This window comes from Bythopirellula sp. (assembly GCF_041737835.1).
In the GTDB taxonomy this organism is placed as follows: domain Bacteria; phylum Planctomycetota; class Planctomycetia; order Pirellulales; family Lacipirellulaceae; genus Bythopirellula.
In genome coordinates, this window is sequence record NZ_JBGSQY010000040.1 from 452339 (window position 1) to 470103 (window position 17765).

The 17765-nt window shown below is 55.3% G+C and carries 13 protein-coding genes; 8 read left to right on the forward strand and 5 right to left on the reverse strand.

Annotated elements, in window-relative coordinates:
* Positions 1-130: 130 nt before the first annotated feature.
* From AC6T8Q_RS13485 to AC6T8Q_RS13505, 5 genes are all read left to right on the forward strand, one after another.
* Complete coding sequence (locus AC6T8Q_RS13485; RefSeq protein WP_500679570.1) at positions 131-1837, forward strand: M14 family zinc carboxypeptidase; 1707 nt, start codon at positions 131-133, stop codon at positions 1835-1837.
* The gene (locus tag AC6T8Q_RS13490; protein ID WP_500679571.1) at positions 1834-2820 is read left to right on the forward strand and encodes a S66 peptidase family protein; all 987 of its coding nucleotides are present in this window, start codon (positions 1834-1836) and stop codon (positions 2818-2820) included. The genes AC6T8Q_RS13485 and AC6T8Q_RS13490 overlap by 4 nt, the downstream gene beginning before the upstream one ends.
* Positions 2817-3806, forward strand: a complete 990-nt coding sequence (locus AC6T8Q_RS13495) for a D-cysteine desulfhydrase family protein (RefSeq protein ID WP_500679572.1) — start codon at positions 2817-2819, stop codon at positions 3804-3806. The genes AC6T8Q_RS13490 and AC6T8Q_RS13495 overlap by 4 nt, the downstream gene beginning before the upstream one ends.
* Before the next feature lie 27 nt (positions 3807-3833).
* Positions 3834-5108 carry a diaminopimelate decarboxylase gene (lysA, locus tag AC6T8Q_RS13500; protein ID WP_500679573.1) on the forward strand — a complete coding sequence of 425 codons (1275 nt, stop codon included), beginning with the start codon at positions 3834-3836 and terminating at the stop codon, positions 5106-5108.
* Between the two features lie 1960 nt (positions 5109-7068).
* On the forward strand, positions 7069-8364 hold the full coding sequence (locus tag AC6T8Q_RS13505; protein ID WP_500679574.1) for a cation:proton antiporter: 1296 nt from the start codon (positions 7069-7071) through the stop codon (positions 8362-8364).
* Positions 8365-8443: 79 nt separating this feature from the next.
* Here the strand turns inward: AC6T8Q_RS13505 and AC6T8Q_RS13510 are convergent, their stop codons facing one another.
* The 3 genes from AC6T8Q_RS13510 to AC6T8Q_RS13520 all read right to left on the reverse strand — a co-directional run bounded on the left by AC6T8Q_RS13510 (position 8444) and on the right by AC6T8Q_RS13520 (position 11049).
* Positions 8444-8806, reverse strand: a complete 363-nt coding sequence (locus AC6T8Q_RS13510; protein WP_500679575.1) for a sensor histidine kinase — start codon at positions 8804-8806, stop codon at positions 8444-8446.
* A complete protein-coding gene (locus AC6T8Q_RS13515) occupies positions 8799-9632 on the reverse strand; it encodes a sensor histidine kinase (protein WP_500679576.1) in 834 nt (277 codons plus the stop codon). The genes AC6T8Q_RS13510 and AC6T8Q_RS13515 overlap by 8 nt, the downstream gene beginning before the upstream one ends.
* Positions 9633-9876: 244 nt before the next feature.
* Positions 9877-11049, reverse strand: coding sequence for an AraC family transcriptional regulator (locus AC6T8Q_RS13520; RefSeq protein ID WP_496922720.1), 1173 nt, complete (start codon positions 11047-11049; stop codon positions 9877-9879).
* 199 nt (positions 11050-11248) lie between these two features.
* Between AC6T8Q_RS13520 and AC6T8Q_RS13525 the strand changes: the two genes are divergently transcribed.
* Positions 11249-12013 (forward strand): nucleoside recognition domain-containing protein, encoded by a 765-nt coding sequence (locus AC6T8Q_RS13525; RefSeq protein WP_500679577.1) that lies wholly within the window; start codon positions 11249-11251, stop codon positions 12011-12013.
* Positions 12010-12567 carry a spore maturation protein gene (locus AC6T8Q_RS13530; RefSeq protein ID WP_500679578.1) on the forward strand — a complete coding sequence of 186 codons (558 nt, stop codon included), beginning with the start codon at positions 12010-12012 and terminating at the stop codon, positions 12565-12567. Before AC6T8Q_RS13525 ends, AC6T8Q_RS13530 begins: the two co-directional genes overlap by 4 nt.
* Before the next feature lie 137 nt (positions 12568-12704).
* Here AC6T8Q_RS13530 and AC6T8Q_RS13535 read toward each other — a convergent pair whose 3' ends face one another.
* A complete protein-coding gene (locus tag AC6T8Q_RS13535) occupies positions 12705-15056 on the reverse strand; it encodes an exo-beta-N-acetylmuramidase NamZ domain-containing protein (RefSeq protein WP_500679579.1) in 2352 nt (783 codons plus the stop codon).
* Positions 15049-16539: a sodium:solute symporter gene (locus AC6T8Q_RS13540; RefSeq protein ID WP_500679580.1), complete on the reverse strand. Its 1491-nt coding sequence runs from the start codon at positions 16537-16539 to the stop codon at positions 15049-15051. Before AC6T8Q_RS13540 ends, AC6T8Q_RS13535 begins: the two co-directional genes overlap by 8 nt.
* 322 nt (positions 16540-16861) lie before the next feature.
* On the opposite strand from AC6T8Q_RS13540, the gene murQ reads away from it, so the two are divergent.
* Positions 16862-17761, forward strand: a complete 900-nt coding sequence (murQ, locus tag AC6T8Q_RS13545; protein WP_500679581.1) for an N-acetylmuramic acid 6-phosphate etherase — start codon at positions 16862-16864, stop codon at positions 17759-17761.
* Positions 17762-17765: the final 4 nt, after the last annotated feature.

The window sequence follows — 17765 nt, forward strand, 5'->3', positions numbered from 1 at the left end:
CATTGCCGGTCGGCGACGAAACTTTGCGCAAGCGACTCTCGCTAACACGAATTGCCCGCTCAGGGATTCCCGGCCAGTTGGAGTTAAGGAATAATCAGTGTTCCTCACCGCCGTTTAACCGTGAATCGCCATGAAGACCGTTTCTATGTTTGTTTGGGAAGATTATGCGGCCAGTCCGCTGCTGACTGTTCCGCCCGCTCAGTTGCGTGAAAAAGACGTCACACGAGTGCTCAAGGAACTTCAAGCCTTGCGGCCTGCTGGGATGAAGCTCGAAGAAATTGGCAAATCCTACGAAGGGCGGCCAATTCATTCGATCACGATGGGGCAGGGGCCGATTAAAATTTTCGCCTGGTCACAGATGCACGGCAACGAGCCAACCCACACGGCGGTGCTCATTGACTTGATCGACCTCTTGCAGCGACACCCTGATCACAAGGTGGCTAAGGATATTCTCAGCGAATGCACGCTAACACTCGTGCCGATGCTCAACCCCGACGGCGCGGAGCGCTACATCCGCCGCAACGCGCAAGATATCGACATTAATCGTGACGCCTTGCACTTAGCGACACCCGAGGGGCGCCTGCTCCGCAAAATGGTAGAGCAAGTCAAACCGCAGTTCGCATTCAATTTGCACAATCAACAGCCGGGCACGTCGGTCGACGGGTTTCACGTGGCGGCGGTTTCGCTCTTGGTTCCTCCGATCGATGAGCCCGACACGCAGACCGAATGGACCGAGCAAGCCCGACAAGTGGCCGTCGCTTTTCTCGATGCCGTGCGGCCGCATTGCGAGGGAATGATCTCGCGGTATGACGCCGACTTCATGCCACGCTGCTTTGGCGAGTGGGTGCAACAGCAAAAGATTGCCACGCTGACGGTTGAAGCAGGGGGGTGGTCGACAGTCGATACGACGCCGCTCGTTCAGGTACATTTCCTGGGCATGATCAACGCCTTCGCCGCGATCGCCAATGGCTGTTACACGACGGTTGATCCCAAGGATTACGATGCGTTGCCGCGATCAAGCGATCAATACATGTTCGACATCGTCGTGCGTGATGCCGAAGTTGTGCCAACCGGCGGGCACGGGCCGTTCAAAGCCGACCTCGGAATCAACTTCACCAAGCAGCAAGACCGCGTGCCCATCGAGCGCGGCGGTCGCATCGACGATTTTGGTGACTTGTGCGTGACCTCCGGCAAGCAAGTTTTGGAGTGCCAAGGTTTACCGTGTGTGCCGGGGCGTGTTATCTATCAGCCCAACATCACACCATTAAAACTGCCAACGGATGAACAAGCTCAAGAGTTTTTAGAGCAAGGCATCACCACAGTGATTGGCAGCGTGAACCTCAATGAGCCGGCGCAACTTGATGCGCTCGCAAAATTGTCTGCCAACGCAAATTGGCCGCTGAATGTCGGTTTTGTGGCGAAACTGCCAACGAATGCCGATTCCAGAGTGCGAGATCAGCTCCTCCGCGCAATTGCGGCGGGTGTTCTTGGTGTCGCAGGAAAAGAGTCGGATGGCTTGCAGGATATGTTGAATTGGTTTGGGTTGCCTTTACAGGAAGAAGCAAGCTTGCCAACGGATTACGCATCGCAGGATTCGCTAGGCAATTTGGTTGATGGTAATTTCAAATTCGCCAATGAGTTGGGGCTAACGAGTCGCAGTGATATCCGGCTAGCCGCAACCGCCGATTTGTTGTTCTTCGACTCGGGTACGAAAGAGTTTTCACCGGCGGCGATTAAGCACGTTATGCTCGGAGGCAAATTAGTCCTAAACGACCGCAAGTTTCTGCCGGGAGCCAGCGGTGAGCTCTTGCTTCGGCGGCGAGGTGGCGTGCAGTGAAAACTCTCGTTCCACCAGCCCTCTATCGCGGCGACACGATTGCGATTATCGCCCCGGCCAGCGTTCCGGATCCGGAAAAGATCGAGCGCGCGATTGGCCGCTACGAAGAGATGGGTTTTCGGGTTAAACTCTTCGGCGATATCTATCGTCGCTGGGGATATTTGGCGGGAGACGACGAAACCCGCATCGAAGAGCTGACAAACGCGGTGCTTGATCCTGAAGTGGCGGCGATCTTTCCCGCCCGGGGAGGAACCGGTGTCACGCGGCTCTTGGATTCGCTGGATTACAGCGTCTTTCGTAAGCATCCCAAGATTCTCGCCGGCTTCAGCGACATCACGGCCCTGCATTCGGCGCTGCAACAACAGGCGGGCTGGGTGACGTTTCATGCGCCGCATCCGATGGACGGCCTCGGTATGCCCGATGGTCTCACGCCATTGTCGTCGCGGACATTCTGGCGCGCATTGCTCGCCGAAAGTTACACCGATCGCAAAGCGTCGGGCTACGAAATTCCGCTTACCGACGACGAACGGCAAAACATTGTAACGTTTGCTTCCGGCAAGACCGAAGGCAAACTCGTGGGGGGGAACCTTTCGCTCGTGTGTGCGACGCTCGGCACGCCGTACGAGTTCGACATGACGGGCAACATCCTGCTCCTGGAAGAAGTGGCTGAAGCGCCATATCGAATCGACCGCTTCCTCTCACAACTCCGACTAGCGGGAAAGTTGGATCAGCTCGCGGGGGTCGTGTTGGGGCAATTCACTGATTGCGATCCGACCGCAGGAAAGCCAAGTTTGACGCTCGATGAGATTTTTGACGGTTATCTGGCGGACTTGGGTATTCCGATTCTTAAAAACTATCCCACGGGGCACACCTCGGACAACGCGACGTTGCCGTTGAATATCCCCGTCGAGCTAGATGCCGATGCCAAAACAATCAGAGTGCTGGAAAATCCGGTGCGGCTCACGCGCAAGGTGACCGCATGAAACTGCACCCCGCCGAACCGCCGCGTGTTGATCTGGCGCAACTTCCCACGCCGGTTGTGGAACTCAAACAACTTGCTCAGTCGCTTAGCGAATCTCGCATATTGATGAAACGTGACGATCTTACCGGTTTGGAACTCAGCGGCAACAAAATCCGTAAGTTGGAATACGTCGTTGCTGAAGCGATTGCCCAAGGGGCGGACACGCTGATCACCCATGGCGGCGTGCAATCGAATCATTGCCGGGCCACCGCGGCCTTGGCAGCTCGACTCGGCCTGCGGTTGCGTTTGATTCTTCGCTCGCCGGAATCGCAGCCCGAACGCGAGGGCAATCTGTTTCTCGACGAGCTCTTTGGCGCAGAGTGCAGTTTTCACTCTGCGGATGCATACAACAGCCAATTGAATGACTTGGTTGCCAAGACCCGGGCCGAAGAAGCCGCCGCGGGGCACAAGCCTTACTTCTTTCCGGTGGGGGCCAGCATTCCACTGGGATGCTGGGGCTACATTCGTTGCATCGCCGAACTCGTGGAACAACTGGGCCGCGAAACACCCATTGATATCTACTGTGCCACGTCGTCGGGAGGCACGCAGGCGGGCTTGATTCTCGGAAGGGCACTCTGCGATTGCTCGAATTGGTCGATTCGCGGCGTGCCGGTCAGCGATAGCTCCGAATACTTTCGCCAGAAGCTGCGCGAACTTATCACGGCAACGATCACTCAGTATGAATTGAATCTGAGCGAAGCCGACACGCCCATCGAATTGGTCGATGGGTTTATCGGCGATGGTTATGCGATTCCGACAACGGCGGGTGTCGAAGCGATTCGATTGCTGGGACGGACCGAAGGGATCGCCCTCGATCCCAGCTACACTTCCAAGGCGATGGCCGGCATGCTGGCCAATCGAAAAACACGCGATCCCGATCGAGTCACGGTCTTTATTCATACTGGTGGCATCTTTGGTTTGTTCGCACGACGCGACCTGTTTGCTTAACTCGTGAGAAAGATTTAGGAATTTCGTATGACGTTTGCCCCCCACTTCCCTGTTCGCGTTAATCAAATCGCTGGCCAGCCGATTCCGCAGCTGGCCCAAGAATTTGGCACGCCGGTGTATGTTTACGATGCCGCGGTGATTGTAGAACGAATCCGTGAGCTCGCCGCGTTCGACGTTGTACGCTACGCGCAAAAGGCGTGTTCCAATCTGGCGATTCTCGATCTTGTCCGCCGACACGGCGTGCTTGTCGACGCCGTGAGCGCGGGCGAAATTCGCCGGGCTTTGGCGGCGGGTTACAAGCCGGGTGGCGGGGAGCATCCCGAGATCATGTTCACGGCTGATATCTTCGACGCCGAAGCACTTGATCTCGTCGTGGAGCACGACATCCCGGTGAATTGCGGTTCGCCCGACATGATCGACCAACTCGGCGCGCAGGCTCCTGGTCGTGAAGTCACCTTGCGCATCAATCCGGGCTTTGGCCACGGGCACAGCCAAAAAACCAACACCGGCGGCGAAGGCTCGAAGCATGGCATTTGGCTCACGCAGATTCCCAACTGCATCGAACGCGCTGCGAAGGCCAACATCAAAATCACGGGGCTGCATATGCACATCGGCTCGGGCACCGACATGCAGCATTTGAGCAGCGTCTGTCAGGCTATGGAACAGACGGCGCTCGAAGTCGGCCCCACGCTGCACACGATCAGCGCGGGTGGCGGGCTCCCCACCCCTTACCGGCAAGGTGAGGAACGGGTCGATGTTGCTGCCTACTTCACGCTCTGGGATGCCACGCGGCAGCGTTTGGCCGAAGCGTTCGGTCACCCGATGTCGCTGGAGCTTGAACCGGGGCGGTATCTCGTCGCGGAAAGTGGCAACTTGATTGCCGAAATCCGCGCGGTCAAACAAATGGGGAGCAAAACTTACTACTTGGTCGATGCCGGTTTCAATAACCTCGCGCGGCCGATTCTCTATGGTGCGTATCATCCGATTGCCATTTGTCCTCGTGATGGAAGCGCCGCTTCGCCCGATCTCCAGCCCGTTGTGGTTGGCGGACCGCTCTGCGAATCGGGCGATATTTTTACCCAGGAAGCCGGCGGCTTCGTCAGCACGCGCGATCTGCCAGTGGCGGCGGTGGGCGATTATCTGGTCATCGGCTGCGCGGGGGCTTACAGCTTTGTGATGGGCAGCAACTACAACAGCAAACCGCTGGCCGCCGAAGTGCTCATCGACGGCGGCAAAGCCCATCTGGTGCGCAAGCGGCAAACCTTCGACGATCTCATCGCCGGGGAAATGATTCCGCGCTAACGACGAGCATCTCCGCACGGACTTCTGCTTTGCGAGGTTTGCCAGGTTTGCGGAGTCGCCAGTGTGGCCAAGCAGAAGCAAACGAACTTTGTCATCTTTTTCAACTTCATCAACTTTATCATGCCTTGAGTATGATCAAGTTCGGTTGGGTCCGTGGTTGGTGTAGGCCGGAACAAGCCCCGCGCAGTTCCGGCAAAGAAGCGCAATTGATAATGCCTTGCCGGAACTGCGCACCGCTTGTTCCGGCCTACAAAAACTTCTTTTCAGGTTGGCGAGGTTTGCCTGGTTTGCGGCCTCCCTGAGCATGCAAACCTGAGTTTTCGCGCGTGCGCTGGGGTCCCAACTTTCGTGACGAAACTTCTGGGTTTTGTCACTTAGCGATGTCACAAGTGCTGAACGTTCAAGCCCTTGCGACATTCGTACGTGCCAAAACCGGTCGACTTTTGGTCAAAACGTACGGAAACTGCGTTCCAAAATTACGTTCCACAAATCCAGTTTTCAAAGAGCATGCCTACAGTTGGGCGAACACCATTATAGCGATTGCGAAGCGCTTCGCCACAACGATTCTTGGCCGGGGGGAAGATATTAAAGCACAGAGGTCGCAGAGAACACGGAGGAAAGGCAACCACGAATCGGACGAATAGCACGAATAAGTCGGGTAGCACCGACACTTTGTCCGCAAAATCTTATCCATCCGCGTTGGTTAAGCCGGACACGTGTCGGTGTGCGCAGCACAAGGTGCTTTCGACGCACATCACCTCTTGCCGTAAACGACACCGCCGTGGCGGTTCCTGCATTATGTTCTCGAATTCATAACGCTCTCAGGACAAAGTGTCAGTACTACCCAGCTATTTTGACATTGCTGAATTCGAACTTTTCAATCAAGCTTTCGCCCTAACGGCATTAAAAAATAAGCTGTCAGATCAGCGGTTGCTTGTTCATTTTTAATTTCAACGGAGTATAGAACTGATGAAAGCAGGAACAGAAAGACGAAAGGTATTCTTGGGGCGTTCGCTTTTGAGAAGGATTGTTATTGTTGCAATTGTATTAACTCTGAAAACAACGTCCGTTGCTGCAGTTCTCTTTGACAACGGACCCCTCTCGGACACTCCAAATGGTCGTTACAACTGCATCGTCGCGAATGTCCCTAGAAATCAGGCTAGAATGTTCGATGATTTCGTGTTGGATCATACAGTCATCATAAGAGGCTTCAACTGGAAACAACATGACTATTTTGACACGAGATACATTAGCACTGAAGTCACAATCTACTCAGATATCCCCTCTGATGATTCATTGTTGCATTCGCAGACTTTAATTGCGTCTCGTCTCCGTAATTTTACAACCGTTCCTTTCTGGGGGTTATCTGGTTACGACTATTCAGTAAGTAATTTGTTCCTGAAACTTGACCCTGGGCACTACTGGCTTGGTCTTAACGCAATCACGACGGCAGATTATGCGTATGGAATAACTTCCTGGGACAGCTCGACTGGTAATGACTCCACCTTGCGAGGACGCTATCAGACAGCATATCTCCACCCTGGCTCTTTGCCCGGGATCTTTTATGCTGAGGAGGATTCCGTGTTTCAAGTCATTGGGAATATCGTTCCCGAGTTGTCCACGTTCTCCCTTACGGCGTGTTCTCTGTTATCTCTGACTATGTTCAGAGTACGACATTTGCGAATAGAAGACGCACCCGCTCCGCGTTGCCGACCAACGCTGCGCGTCGGTGCCCGTACTCGTCGCGGCTAACGTTGGATATTTAAATAGGTTAAACGGGCGAGCGGCGTCGCGCCGCGTGAATAGGCTGTAGATAGCGAATCTCGCCTTTTGTCAGGGCAAGCGCCGGGTCGGCATGGCGCTTGCAGCAATTGTTATCGATTAGTTGCTATCTCTTGGCAGCGGATGAAAGCACCTTTTGCTAAATAGCTGACATCATCAGGCCGGATTGCGAGAATTTATGACGCTGGTTCCTTGGTTTGTGGCAGTGGGTGCGATTTTTATCGCAATTGCACTGCTCTCGTCGTTTCTCCATCGGTCCCCCTTGAGCACAGCGATTATCTGCCTGGGATTCGGCGTCTTGCTCGGCCCCGGGGGTGCGGGCCTTATTCGGCTCGACTTTGTTAAAGACGACGAGCTCCTAGAGATCGTCACAGAAATCGCCGTCATCATTTCGTTGTTTACCGCAGGATTGCAGCTGCGATTGCCATTGGATCGCAGCGAATGGCGCATCTCGGTCAGGCTCGCTACCGTGGGCATGATGCTCACCGTTGCCGTACTAACGTTACTAGGCGTGCAGGGACTTGGATTGCCACTCGGTGCAGCCATCATTCTCGGCGCCGTACTGGCGCCGACCGATCCCGTGTTGGCTTCCGATATTCAAGTGAGGAATTCGACTGATTCGGACAGGCTCAGGTTTATCTTGACGGGCGAAGCCGGCTTCAACGACGGCACGGCATTTCCATTCATCATGTTGGGGTTAGGCCTGCTCGGCGTACATGAGATCGGTGCAATGGGATGGCGATGGTGGGCCGTCGATCTCGTCTGGGCAATCAGTTTTGGACTCGCCGTGGGGGCGGTCTTTGGCACGATCATCGCACGAATGGTCCTTTACCTGCGTAAACATCACGAAGAAGCCGTCGGCCTCGACAACTTTCTGGCGGTTGGGCTGATTTGCCTCTCTTATGGCGTGGCGCTCTGGTGTCACGCATATGGCTTTCTCGCCGTCTTTGCTGCCGGTGTTGCCCTCCGTCGCGTCGAACGATTGTCGCAGGCCGCTCCTCCCACCGATGAACTACGACAAGCGGCAGGGAGCCCTGACACCGAGCATTTGGCAACTGACAGCGACTCTGGTCCGGCTTACATGGCCGAGGCCGTGCTCAATTTTAATGCCCAGCTCGAACGATTTGCTGAAGTGATACTCGTTATTCTTGCCGGAGCGTTGCTGACCGCCGAAATGTTTTCAGCTCGCATCTTTGGGTGGGCGATGTTGTTGATCTTCGTTGTACGTCCTCTCGCGATCTACGTAACTCTTATCAAAAGCAACCTCCCCAACCTCGAACGCGCTTATATAGCATGGTTTGGCATCCGCGGCATTGGCTCGATGTACTATTTGAGCTACGCGCTCGCACACGGCCTTTCCGGCGAATCTGTTGAGGACATTGTTCACCTCACGCTCGTAACCGTGACCGTGTCCATTATCCTGCATGGAGCATCATCAACGCCGCTCATGCGGTACTATTCGCGCATGAGTTGAGGCCGGCATTCACATATTTGTGGAGATCGAACTGAGAAACTAAGACTTCGCCTTCTTTATTCAATTCACATCGTGCGAATCACATCGTGCGAACTTGCTTCTCGTCCAGAATCGGCTCTCCGACGTCCTTGACGAACTCGCGCGGTAGTCGAACGGTGAAGGTCGTGCCCGCTTCCTGGGTGGAAGTCACATCGATAGTGCCACCGTGTGAGTGGGCGACCTGGCGCGCGATGTATAAGCCGAGGCCGATGCTGCCGGGACGGTTTTGCTTGGGATGCTCTGCGCTTGAGCCTCTCACGAGCGGGTCGAAAATGCTCGGTATCTCTTCAGGTGGAATCACGGAGCCGTCGTTATGGATGGCGATCGTGACGCTGGGACCTTCGCCTTTGGCCGTCAACTCTACGAGCGCGCTTTGGGTACTGTGCTGGATGGCGTTACCCATGAGGTTGGAAATGGCTTGCCGCAGGCGGTCGCTGTCCCACTGGCCTGTCAGATCGCCTGTGGATTGAAAATGCATGTCCCGCTTGGGGTGGGGCCGTGCGGAATTCGTTGAACAGTTCTTTGCAGAGGCTCTCAAGATCCATGGGAGCAACATTGACCGGCATTCCGGCGCCCAGGCGGGTGCGGGTGTAATCGAGCAGATCTCCAATCATCCGCGCCATGACATCGGCATTCGTCGCGATCTGGGCGACTACCTCATCCGTTTCGGGAGCAGGTTGAACCAGATGCGGGAGCAGAGCTGCCGACATGGCGATGGAATTGAGCGGATTACGGAGGTCGTGGCTGAGGATCGCCAGAAAAAGGTCGCGCGACTGGTTTATGCTCTGTGTGTAACTGCTCACGGCCTTGGAAAGAGATTGATCAATCGACTCATTGAAACGTGTCACATCATCGACGGCACTCTTATGGGGTTCTGGTCCGCTGTCAGCCCACAGTCGCAGCACACTCGCGCGGAGTGCCCGATATTCAGAAACAACTTCCATCAGGTCGAAGCCTGAACCCAACCGACCAATCGCATGCAATTCGGATGCGCCATTTAGGGTCATTTCACCTGTGTTAGTCGTGGAGTGACTTCTTGATTTGGCGGTGCGTTCGGTGGAACTCTGTGGTGACTGCATGTCCCGCACTGTGGCGAGGAGGATTTCCCCGGCATGGTCCCTCAGAGCCAGTGAGTTCATATTCTCAGCGGATACGATACTACGGGCGAATGATTCCCATTCTAATAGAATTGGTTCGATGTCGGAGACAATGAAATCAGCAAGCCGCATGAATCTCCTAGTTCGCGCGACGGGTCGCACGATCTCTGGCAGAGTGAATAATCCATTCATTCTACGCTTTAGCGGGCGAGACCCACAAGCTAACCAGCAAAGTACGGCGGAAGTTGGCCTGTGAAGCTGAGAATCCGTGCTAGGAAAGAGGAGGAACTATCACAGGAGGGCACCGCGCTCCGCGTTGCCGACCAACGCTGCGCGTCGGTGCCCGAACTTGTCGCGGCTAACGTTGGGCTTTGAACTACGTTGAGCGGGAGAGCTGCTTGCGATACGCGAGCGGCGTCTGGCCGTAGCGTTTGCGGAAGGCTACGCCGAAGCGGGTTGTGTTTGCGAAGCCGCAGGCGACGGCGATTTCGCCGATCGAGAAATCGGAACGGGCCAACAGCTCTTTGCCCTTTTCCAGCCGCACGCGGCGAATCTCTTCGGCGGGGGAACGGCCCAGATAATGTTGGAATTGAATCTCCAAACTCCGCCGCGAGATGGGGACCTCGTTCAGAATGTCTTTCACAACGATATCCTGAAACGCATGCGTTTGGATAAAGCGCAACGCACGGACCATCGATTCGTCGTCGATGGCCAAAATGTCGGTTGATTGCCGGCTGATGACGCCCTGTGGTGGAATCTTGTATGTCTTGCGCGAAGGTTTCTCGCCTTGCATCAAGCGATCTAACAGCGCGGCGGCCTCATAACCAATCCGCCGCCCCGCGAGAGCGATGCTGGATAGCGGTGGTGTCGAAACACTGCACATCAGCTCGTCGGTGTCGCCGGCGAGAATGGCCACGTGATCGGGCACGCGAATGCCGCTGAGGTAGCAGATCTCGGTGAGTTGCCGGCCACGGTTGGCATCAACGGTAAAAATCGCCACGGGTCGCGGCAAGGATTTCAACCAGCGGCTCACACGACGCTGCTGCTCTTCCCAACCAATCTTCCGGCCCACGCGGTAGCCAGGTTTGTATTCCCGGCAACGGTAACCCGCTTTGGTCACCGCGGCGATAAAGGCTTCGCCACGGCGAGTCGAGTATTTCAAACTGGGGGGCGCAAAATAGGCGAATTCTTCAAAGCCACGATCGCGCAAATGGGCCAAAGCCAAATCGGCCCGTTGTTCGTCGTCGGTGATCACGTCGTAGAAGCCGTCGAGGCCTTCGAAGACGGTATCGACATTGATCTTGGGTTCCGAGCGATTGCGAATTTGATCGAGCTGCGTGCGGTTGCCGATGCGAGCAATGATCCCATCGCCGGACCATTGATCGGGCAGCAGCGAGCGCTGTTCGTGGTCGCGGGGATCGATCAACAAATTCCAGTGGCCGTGATCCTGGGAATAGTCGGCGATGCCGTGGATGACACTGCACCCCCAGCTGTCCTCGGTTTCCACAAGAACGGCAACTTGATGAACACGGTTCTTATCAATCGTCATACGAAAAGCTCGCAGAATGGCAGCCCCGGAATGAGAGCCAGCGGCCCTTGCTCAATTCTAGTTGGCGGCGTGCGCATTTTCGAGAGGCTTAGTAGTGTTTTTTGTATGACTCTTGCTAAGCTAGAGAACGTCCGCAAGTGGCGGCGCAGGTTATGACAGTTGTGCAGGCTCGAAATAGTCTCATGGGGAAGCGGGATTCATGCTGAACAAAATTTGGTTTGGGATGCTGGTGATCGGCATCGTCTATGGATTTGGCAAGGCGGCTTGGAATAGTTGGAACGGCGACTCGGCTGCCCAAATCCCAGCCGCCGTGGCCACGGAAGGGGATGCCCCCCCAGTTGGCCCCGTGGCTCGCACCGCCGAACAGAGAGATCACCGCAATCTGATGGAGATGGGCAAAGACATGAATAAGGCCATCATGGATTCCGCCACGACGGCCGTGGAAATCTGTATCGGCCTGATCGGCTTCATGGCCTTGTGGTTGGGAATCTTGCGGATCGCCCAAGACTCAGGAATGGTCGCGGCACTGGCACGAGTGATGAGGCCGTTGATGCGATGGCTCTTCCCGGAGGTGCCCGATGGTCATCCCGCGCAGGGGGCAATCCTCATGAACCTCTCGGCCAACATCCTGGGGCTCGACAACGCGGCGACCCCTTTCGGATTGAAAGCGATGGAGGAATTACAGACGCTCAATCCGCATAAGGACACCGCGACAAATCCGATGGCGATGTTCTTGGCCATTAATACCAGTAGCATCGTGTTGATTCCTTTTACGTTGATCGGTTATCGGGCGCTCAAGGGGAGCGAAGATCCTGTGGGGCCGTTGATACCCATCATTTTGTCGACGCTACTCAGCACGCTCTTGGCAATCTTTATCACGCGGACCCTGAGCAAATCGCCCCGCTTTGCCGTTGAGCATTCAAACAGCGAGACACCCGACACGGAAAGCGAGGTGTCGGAATGAGCGATTTCTTTGCCCTCATGGAAGTTTGCGGTCAGTGGGCCATCCCCTTTGTAATCCTGATGATCTTGATGTGGGGCTGGTACAAAAAAGTGCCGATGTACGAGTCATTCGTCACGGGCGCGAAAGAAGGTTTTGGCATCGCGGTGATGATCATTCCTTATCTGGTCGCGATCCTGTTTATCATCAAGGTTTTCACCGTCAGCGGGGCCTTCGACGACATCAAAGTCGCGGGCATGTGGTGCCTGAACAAAATGGGACTCGGCGAATACGGCGAATCGTTGGAACTGATTCCCTTGGCGCTCATTCGGCCACTTTCCGGGAGTGGCGCTCGCGGGGTCTTGCTGGAAATCTACGACGTCCACGGCACCGACACATTCATTGGCAAGGTGGCGACCTTGCTAATGGGCAGTTCGGAAACGACGTTTTATGTTTTGACCGTTTATTACGGCGCGATTCAGGTCAAGAAATTACGGCACACGCTGCCGGCCTGTTTGCTGGCCGACGCGGCGGGAATCGTGATCGCGATTGTGATGGGCTATTGGCTGTATAGCTAAAGCAAGTAGGAACTTTTAGCGTCGCTTGTTGTATTCCTAATGATTGTAGGCCGGAACAAGCTCCGCGCAGTTCCGGCAATGCACTCTCTATTCAACTTCGTTGCCGGAACTTCGTAAAACTCGTTCCGGCCTACAACTCATGGATAAAGCACGACCTTGTCTCGTCGTTTGTTGTATTCTTCCAACTCGGGAGCAATCAGCTCTTCGAGTTTGGAGAGCGTTGTCCCTTGTTCGATGGCGGAAAAGACTTTTTCGCTGCCTAGCAGGCGATTGAAGTTTTTTATCTCCCAATCGTCGGGGAACAGTTCGCGTAGGCCCAGGGCCATCGCCAACCCAACCGGCACCGAGCGAAACGCCGCGCGGTCGGTCACGATAATGTTCACCCCTTCGCAGTCTTCATTGGCAAACTTGCTGGCGTTGGGCTGAAAGCGAATGGGCACGAATCGCACGCCGGGCAGTGCTTGGTCGTTGAGATACGCGGCCAGCTTCCTGCCGTCGATCCAGGGTGCCCCCACGACTTCAAACGGTGTGTCGGTTCCCCGTCCGACCGAGACATTCGTCGTTTCCAACAAACCGACACCGGGATAAAGCACCGCTTCGGTCAGGCTGCGCATGTTGGGCGAGGGGTTGGTCCACACGAGACCCGTTTCGTCCCAATATTGCTCGCCGGACCAGTTTTTGACTTTGATAATCTCCAGATCAACATCGAGCTTGTTTTCTGCGGCAAACATCTTGGCCAGTTCGCCCACGGTCATACCATGCCGGACGGGCATGGCGTGATGGCCGACAAAATTCTTAATTCCTTCGTCGAGCACCGAACCCTCGGTGATATTCCCGATCGGATTCGGCCGGTCGAGGATCACAAACTTGAGATCCTGCTCAGCCGCAACTTCCATCGCTAATCCCATCGTCGAGATGTAGGTGTAAAACCGACAGCCGATATCTTGAATGTCGAAGACCAGTGTATCGATCCCTTCCAACTGTTTGGGATCCGGCTTGCGGGTCTTGTTGTACAAACTGTAGACGGGCAGCCCCGTGGCTTTGTCGCGGGTGTCGGCGATGTTCGATTCGTCGAGTTTGCCTTCCAAGCCATGTTCGGGACTAAAGACCGCCACCAATTCCACATCGGGAGCGTTGTGCAACAAATCGAACGTCCGTTTGCCGTCGCTGTTGAGGCCCGTGTGATTGGTGATCAATCCCACGCGGCGGCCTTTGAGGGCGGCGAAGTTGTCTTGTTCCAGAACATCGATACCCAAGAGTGCAGGCTTTGAAGAAACTTCGCTGGAAGTCGCGCCGGTTTGAAGCGCCGCCACTGCCACGGTGCCAATTCGTCCGGCGAGCGGATTCACATTGCCCACGCCATCGGGATGTAAGCGTGTCGAAAGGAAGATCACAAAGAGATCGAGTTCGGGGTCGATCCAGAACGCATTGCCTGTGAAGCCGCCGTGGCCGATCGCTTTGTCGCTGTACAAATCGCCGCGGTTACTGGAATATTTGCTGCGATTATCCCAGCCCAGGGCGCGTTTGTTGCCATCGATCGTGCGTGGGCGACGCATTTCGGCAATCGTCCGGGGATGCATCACCTGCTGATCACCAACGCGGCCATCGTTGAGTTGCATGCGGGCATATTTCGCCAAATCGTTGGCCGTGGAAAACAAACCCGCATGTCCAGCGACTCCACCGAGCGCGAACGCACGCGGATCGTGAACTTCACCCCGCCGCCACTTGCCGTCGATCTTTTCCGTCGTGGCAGCACGATTTTTTAATTTCTCGTCCGGCAGATAACCGGTTTCGGTCATGCCGAGTGGCTCATAGATATTTTCGGCAGCAAATTCGGCAACTGTCTGCCCTGTGACTCTATGCACGATCTCGCCCAACGTCATAAATCCGACGTCGGTGTAAATAAACTTGGTACCCGCTGGTTCCACCGGCTTGAGCGCCCACATCCGCTTCCACGCTTCCTCGACGCCATGTTCGTAATCTTTGATCGAGTTGTCGGGGATCAGACCTCCTTGATGAGTCAGCAGTTGCTCGACGGTGATCGATTCTTTGCCGTTCTGAGCAAATTCGGGAATGTACGTCGCCACGGGCTCGTTTAAACGAACCAAGCCACGTTCGACAAGTAACATGATGCTGGTCGCCGTCGCTACGGGCTTAGTAACCGACGCCATGTCGAACACGGTGTCGAGCGTCATATTTTCTTTGCTTGGCTCGATCTGGCGATGACCGTAGGCTCGGGCACAGGCGATGCCATCGCGACGGCCGATCATCACCACGCAGCCCGGCATGTTGCCGTTTTCAATTTCCTTAGCCACCATGTCGTCGATGCGGTCGAGTTGGCTCGCTGAGAGACCAAGTTCAGCCGGCGAGCGCACGGGCAGATCCGTTGAATCGGTTTCCGCACTCACGGATTTTTGACTGAGCAGCAGGCTCCCACTGAGCACCAGTAGCAGAAGACAAAGCCGTTTCGTTGTCGTTACATCAAGCATGTTTCACATCCTGGTTTGTCGGTGGCTCGGTCACGAACTTGCTGAGTGCCACACCTGCGATAAAAGTCATCAGCGCTCCCACTCCAGCATACCAAGGCCAAGAGAGTTCGGTCTGGCTTGCGATATAGGAAAGAGCGATCACCCCAAGACAGAACCCACCGAGCGCGGCGCGCTGTTTGACGTGTTGGGCGAATACTCCCAGAAAATACAAACCCAACAAAGGCCCCAACGCAAAGCCGGCGATTTTTAGAACACTATTCACCGTGCTTTCCGACGTGCCGAGATGATAGCTGACGAGTGCGATCACAATCTGCAAAATGCCGAAGCCGATTGTGGCAAGCCGGCTCAAGAAGAGGACTCGCTCGGAAGAGGGCTGCTGGCGGGTTAGGGGCAAGTAGATATCGTTAATTAATGCCGTTGCTGAGGAATTCAATGATCCCGAGAGCGTCGACATCGCGGCGGCGAACACGGCCGAGAGAGTGAGCCCCACAAGTCCGCGGCCAAGATTATGCACGATAAAGTGCGCAAAGACTTTGTCGCCATCCTTGGGTCCAAAGGGAACTTCGGGGGGAAACTCCGCATAAAAACAAGCGAGTGCGGCACCGATCACAAGAAATAGGGCGAATTGAGCAAAGACCACAAATCCGCTCAGTCCTAAAGCCCAGCTCGCCGCGCGTTGGCTGCGGGCGGTCAGATAGCGCTGCACCATCAATTGGTCGGTGCCGTGTGTGGCGGCGGTGAGGAACAAACCACCAATCAGACCGGACCAAAACGTAATCGTCGGTTTGACGAGACTGAAATCGAAATCGAAGATACGAAACTTTCCCTGCTGGGAACCGAACTCACTGAATTGTTGCCATCCCCCTGGCAGTTGGGAGATGATCACCCCTAAGGCAACCACGGCTCCCAAGACGTAGATAAAAAACTGCAGACAATCGTTCCAGACGACGGATTTTACGCCGCCGAGTACCGTGTAAAGGATTGTGACCGCACCCATCAGCACGATGCACGTTTGCAGGTTGAGTCCAATGGCTTGCTGGAGGGCTAACGCCGTCAAGTAAAGCCTCAAGGCATCGCTCAGATTCCGCGTGACCAAAAACAAAACCGACGTCGCCCGCCGCGAGGATATTCCAAATCGGCGCTGGAGAACTTCATAAGCGGTAAAGGACTGTCCTTGAAAATAAAGCGGCAGCAATGCCCAAATGACCAACATGCGTCCCACGATATACCCAAAGGTAATCTGGAGAAACCGCATGTCGCCACCCTCGGCATAGGTAAAACCGGGGATGCTTAGAAAGGTGACCGTGCTCGTTTCGGTGGCCACGATCGACAGCAGCACCGCTCCCAGAGGTAGCGAACGATCGCCCAAAAAGTAGTCGACGGCGTCTTTTTGACCCCGGCCAACCCATAGTCCCAGGGCAATGACGGCAGCCAGATAGCCGACAATGATGGCTGCATCGATAGCATGAATCGAGAGGTTCAAAGCGAAATATCAACTAAGAGGTGATGGGTTATCCGGCACATTTCGAGAAAATTCTGGCGGGATTGTTCCTTCAACCGCGATTGAATTGATGGAACTTCACAATCCGCCGGGGCGTCTGACAAAAAACGGTGCCTAGGTTATCTGCAAGAAGTTCCAGGGTATTTCGTTACACAAAGAATGTCGATGAGTTCATCAGCAAGTCAGGAATAAAGTGGCCACAACAACGAACTCCAAAGGTGAAACAACCAGCGCAGCGCAGGATTTTCTCTCTTTCGCGCATGTCAGCTACATGTCTTCACAACCGCGGATTAGAATTGAAAACATGTTAGAACATCTCACCACTGAAGCCAGTAATCCCGCGTCGGAAAGTCTCGATAGTTTAACGACCCGCGAGATTGTTGAGCTGATCAATTCCGAAGACGCCAAAGTTGCTGAGGCCGTTAATCAGCAGGCCGACATTATTGCCAAAGCCATCGACGTAATCGCCAATCGGCTCCAACATGGAGGCCGGTTGATTTACATCGGTGCCGGGACTTCCGGTCGTCTCGGTGTGCTCGACGCGGCGGAGTGTCCACCAACATTCAATTCCGATCCGGCCCAGGTGGTTGGAATTATCGCGGGTGGTCCCGGGGCTTTGCTCAAGGCCGTCGAAGGGGCCGAGGATTCTCCCGAACTTGCGACCCAGGACCTGAAAAATGTCGAGCTTTGCAGCCACGATGTGGTTGTCGGCATCGCCACGAGCGGCCGAACTCCATACGTGATGGGTGGTTTGGATTACGCCCGCAGCCAAGGAGCCTACGCAATTGGCTTGAGCTGCAACCGCGACCCAGCCATGAGCGCCCGCGCTGATATGTGCATTAATCCCGTGGTTGGCCCCGAAATTTTGAGTGGTTCGACCCGCATGAAGGCTGGCACCGCCACGAAAATGGTGCTCAACATGCTTTCCACGGGCGCGATGGTGCGGCTGGGAAAAACCTATGGCAATCTGATGGTCGACCTACAAGCCACCAACGTCAAACTCGCCGAACGCAGCCGCCGCATTGTCTGCAAATTGACGGGTGTGACCCCCGAAGCAGCCTCAAGCTTGCTGCAACAAACCCGCGGTGAACTTAAGACCGCGATCGTTTCTCAACGCTTGGGCCTTGAGCCCGACGAAGCACGGATCCGCCTGCAAGCCTCGAAGGGCCATTTGCGGAAAGCCTTGGAAAACGGTCATGCGTGACCTC

Bases quoted from the DNA above. Each gene is read 5' to 3' on its own strand.
- AC6T8Q_RS13485 (WP_500679570.1), top strand. From the start codon at position 131: ATGAAGACCGTTTCTATGTTTGTTTGGGAAGATTATGCGGCCAGTCCG.
- AC6T8Q_RS13495 (WP_500679572.1), top strand. From the start codon at position 2,817: ATGAAACTGCACCCCGCCGAACCGCCGCGTGTTGATCTGGCGCAACTT.
- lysA (WP_500679573.1), top strand. From the start codon at position 3,834: ATGACGTTTGCCCCCCACTTCCCTGTTCGCGTTAATCAAATCGCTGGC.
- AC6T8Q_RS13505 (WP_500679574.1), top strand. From the start codon at position 7,069: ATGACGCTGGTTCCTTGGTTTGTGGCAGTGGGTGCGATTTTTATCGCA.
- AC6T8Q_RS13510 (WP_500679575.1), bottom strand. From the start codon at position 8,806: ATGGGTAACGCCATCCAGCACAGTACCCAAAGCGCGCTCGTAGAGTTG.
- AC6T8Q_RS13515 (WP_500679576.1), bottom strand. From the start codon at position 9,632: ATGCGGCTTGCTGATTTCATTGTCTCCGACATCGAACCAATTCTATTA.
- AC6T8Q_RS13520 (WP_496922720.1), bottom strand. From the start codon at position 11,049: ATGACGATTGATAAGAACCGTGTTCATCAAGTTGCCGTTCTTGTGGAA.
- AC6T8Q_RS13525 (WP_500679577.1), top strand. From the start codon at position 11,249: ATGCTGAACAAAATTTGGTTTGGGATGCTGGTGATCGGCATCGTCTAT.
- AC6T8Q_RS13530 (WP_500679578.1), top strand. From the start codon at position 12,010: ATGAGCGATTTCTTTGCCCTCATGGAAGTTTGCGGTCAGTGGGCCATC.
- AC6T8Q_RS13535 (WP_500679579.1), bottom strand. From the start codon at position 15,056: ATGCTTGATGTAACGACAACGAAACGGCTTTGTCTTCTGCTACTGGTG.
- murQ (WP_500679581.1), top strand. From the start codon at position 16,862: ATGTTAGAACATCTCACCACTGAAGCCAGTAATCCCGCGTCGGAAAGT.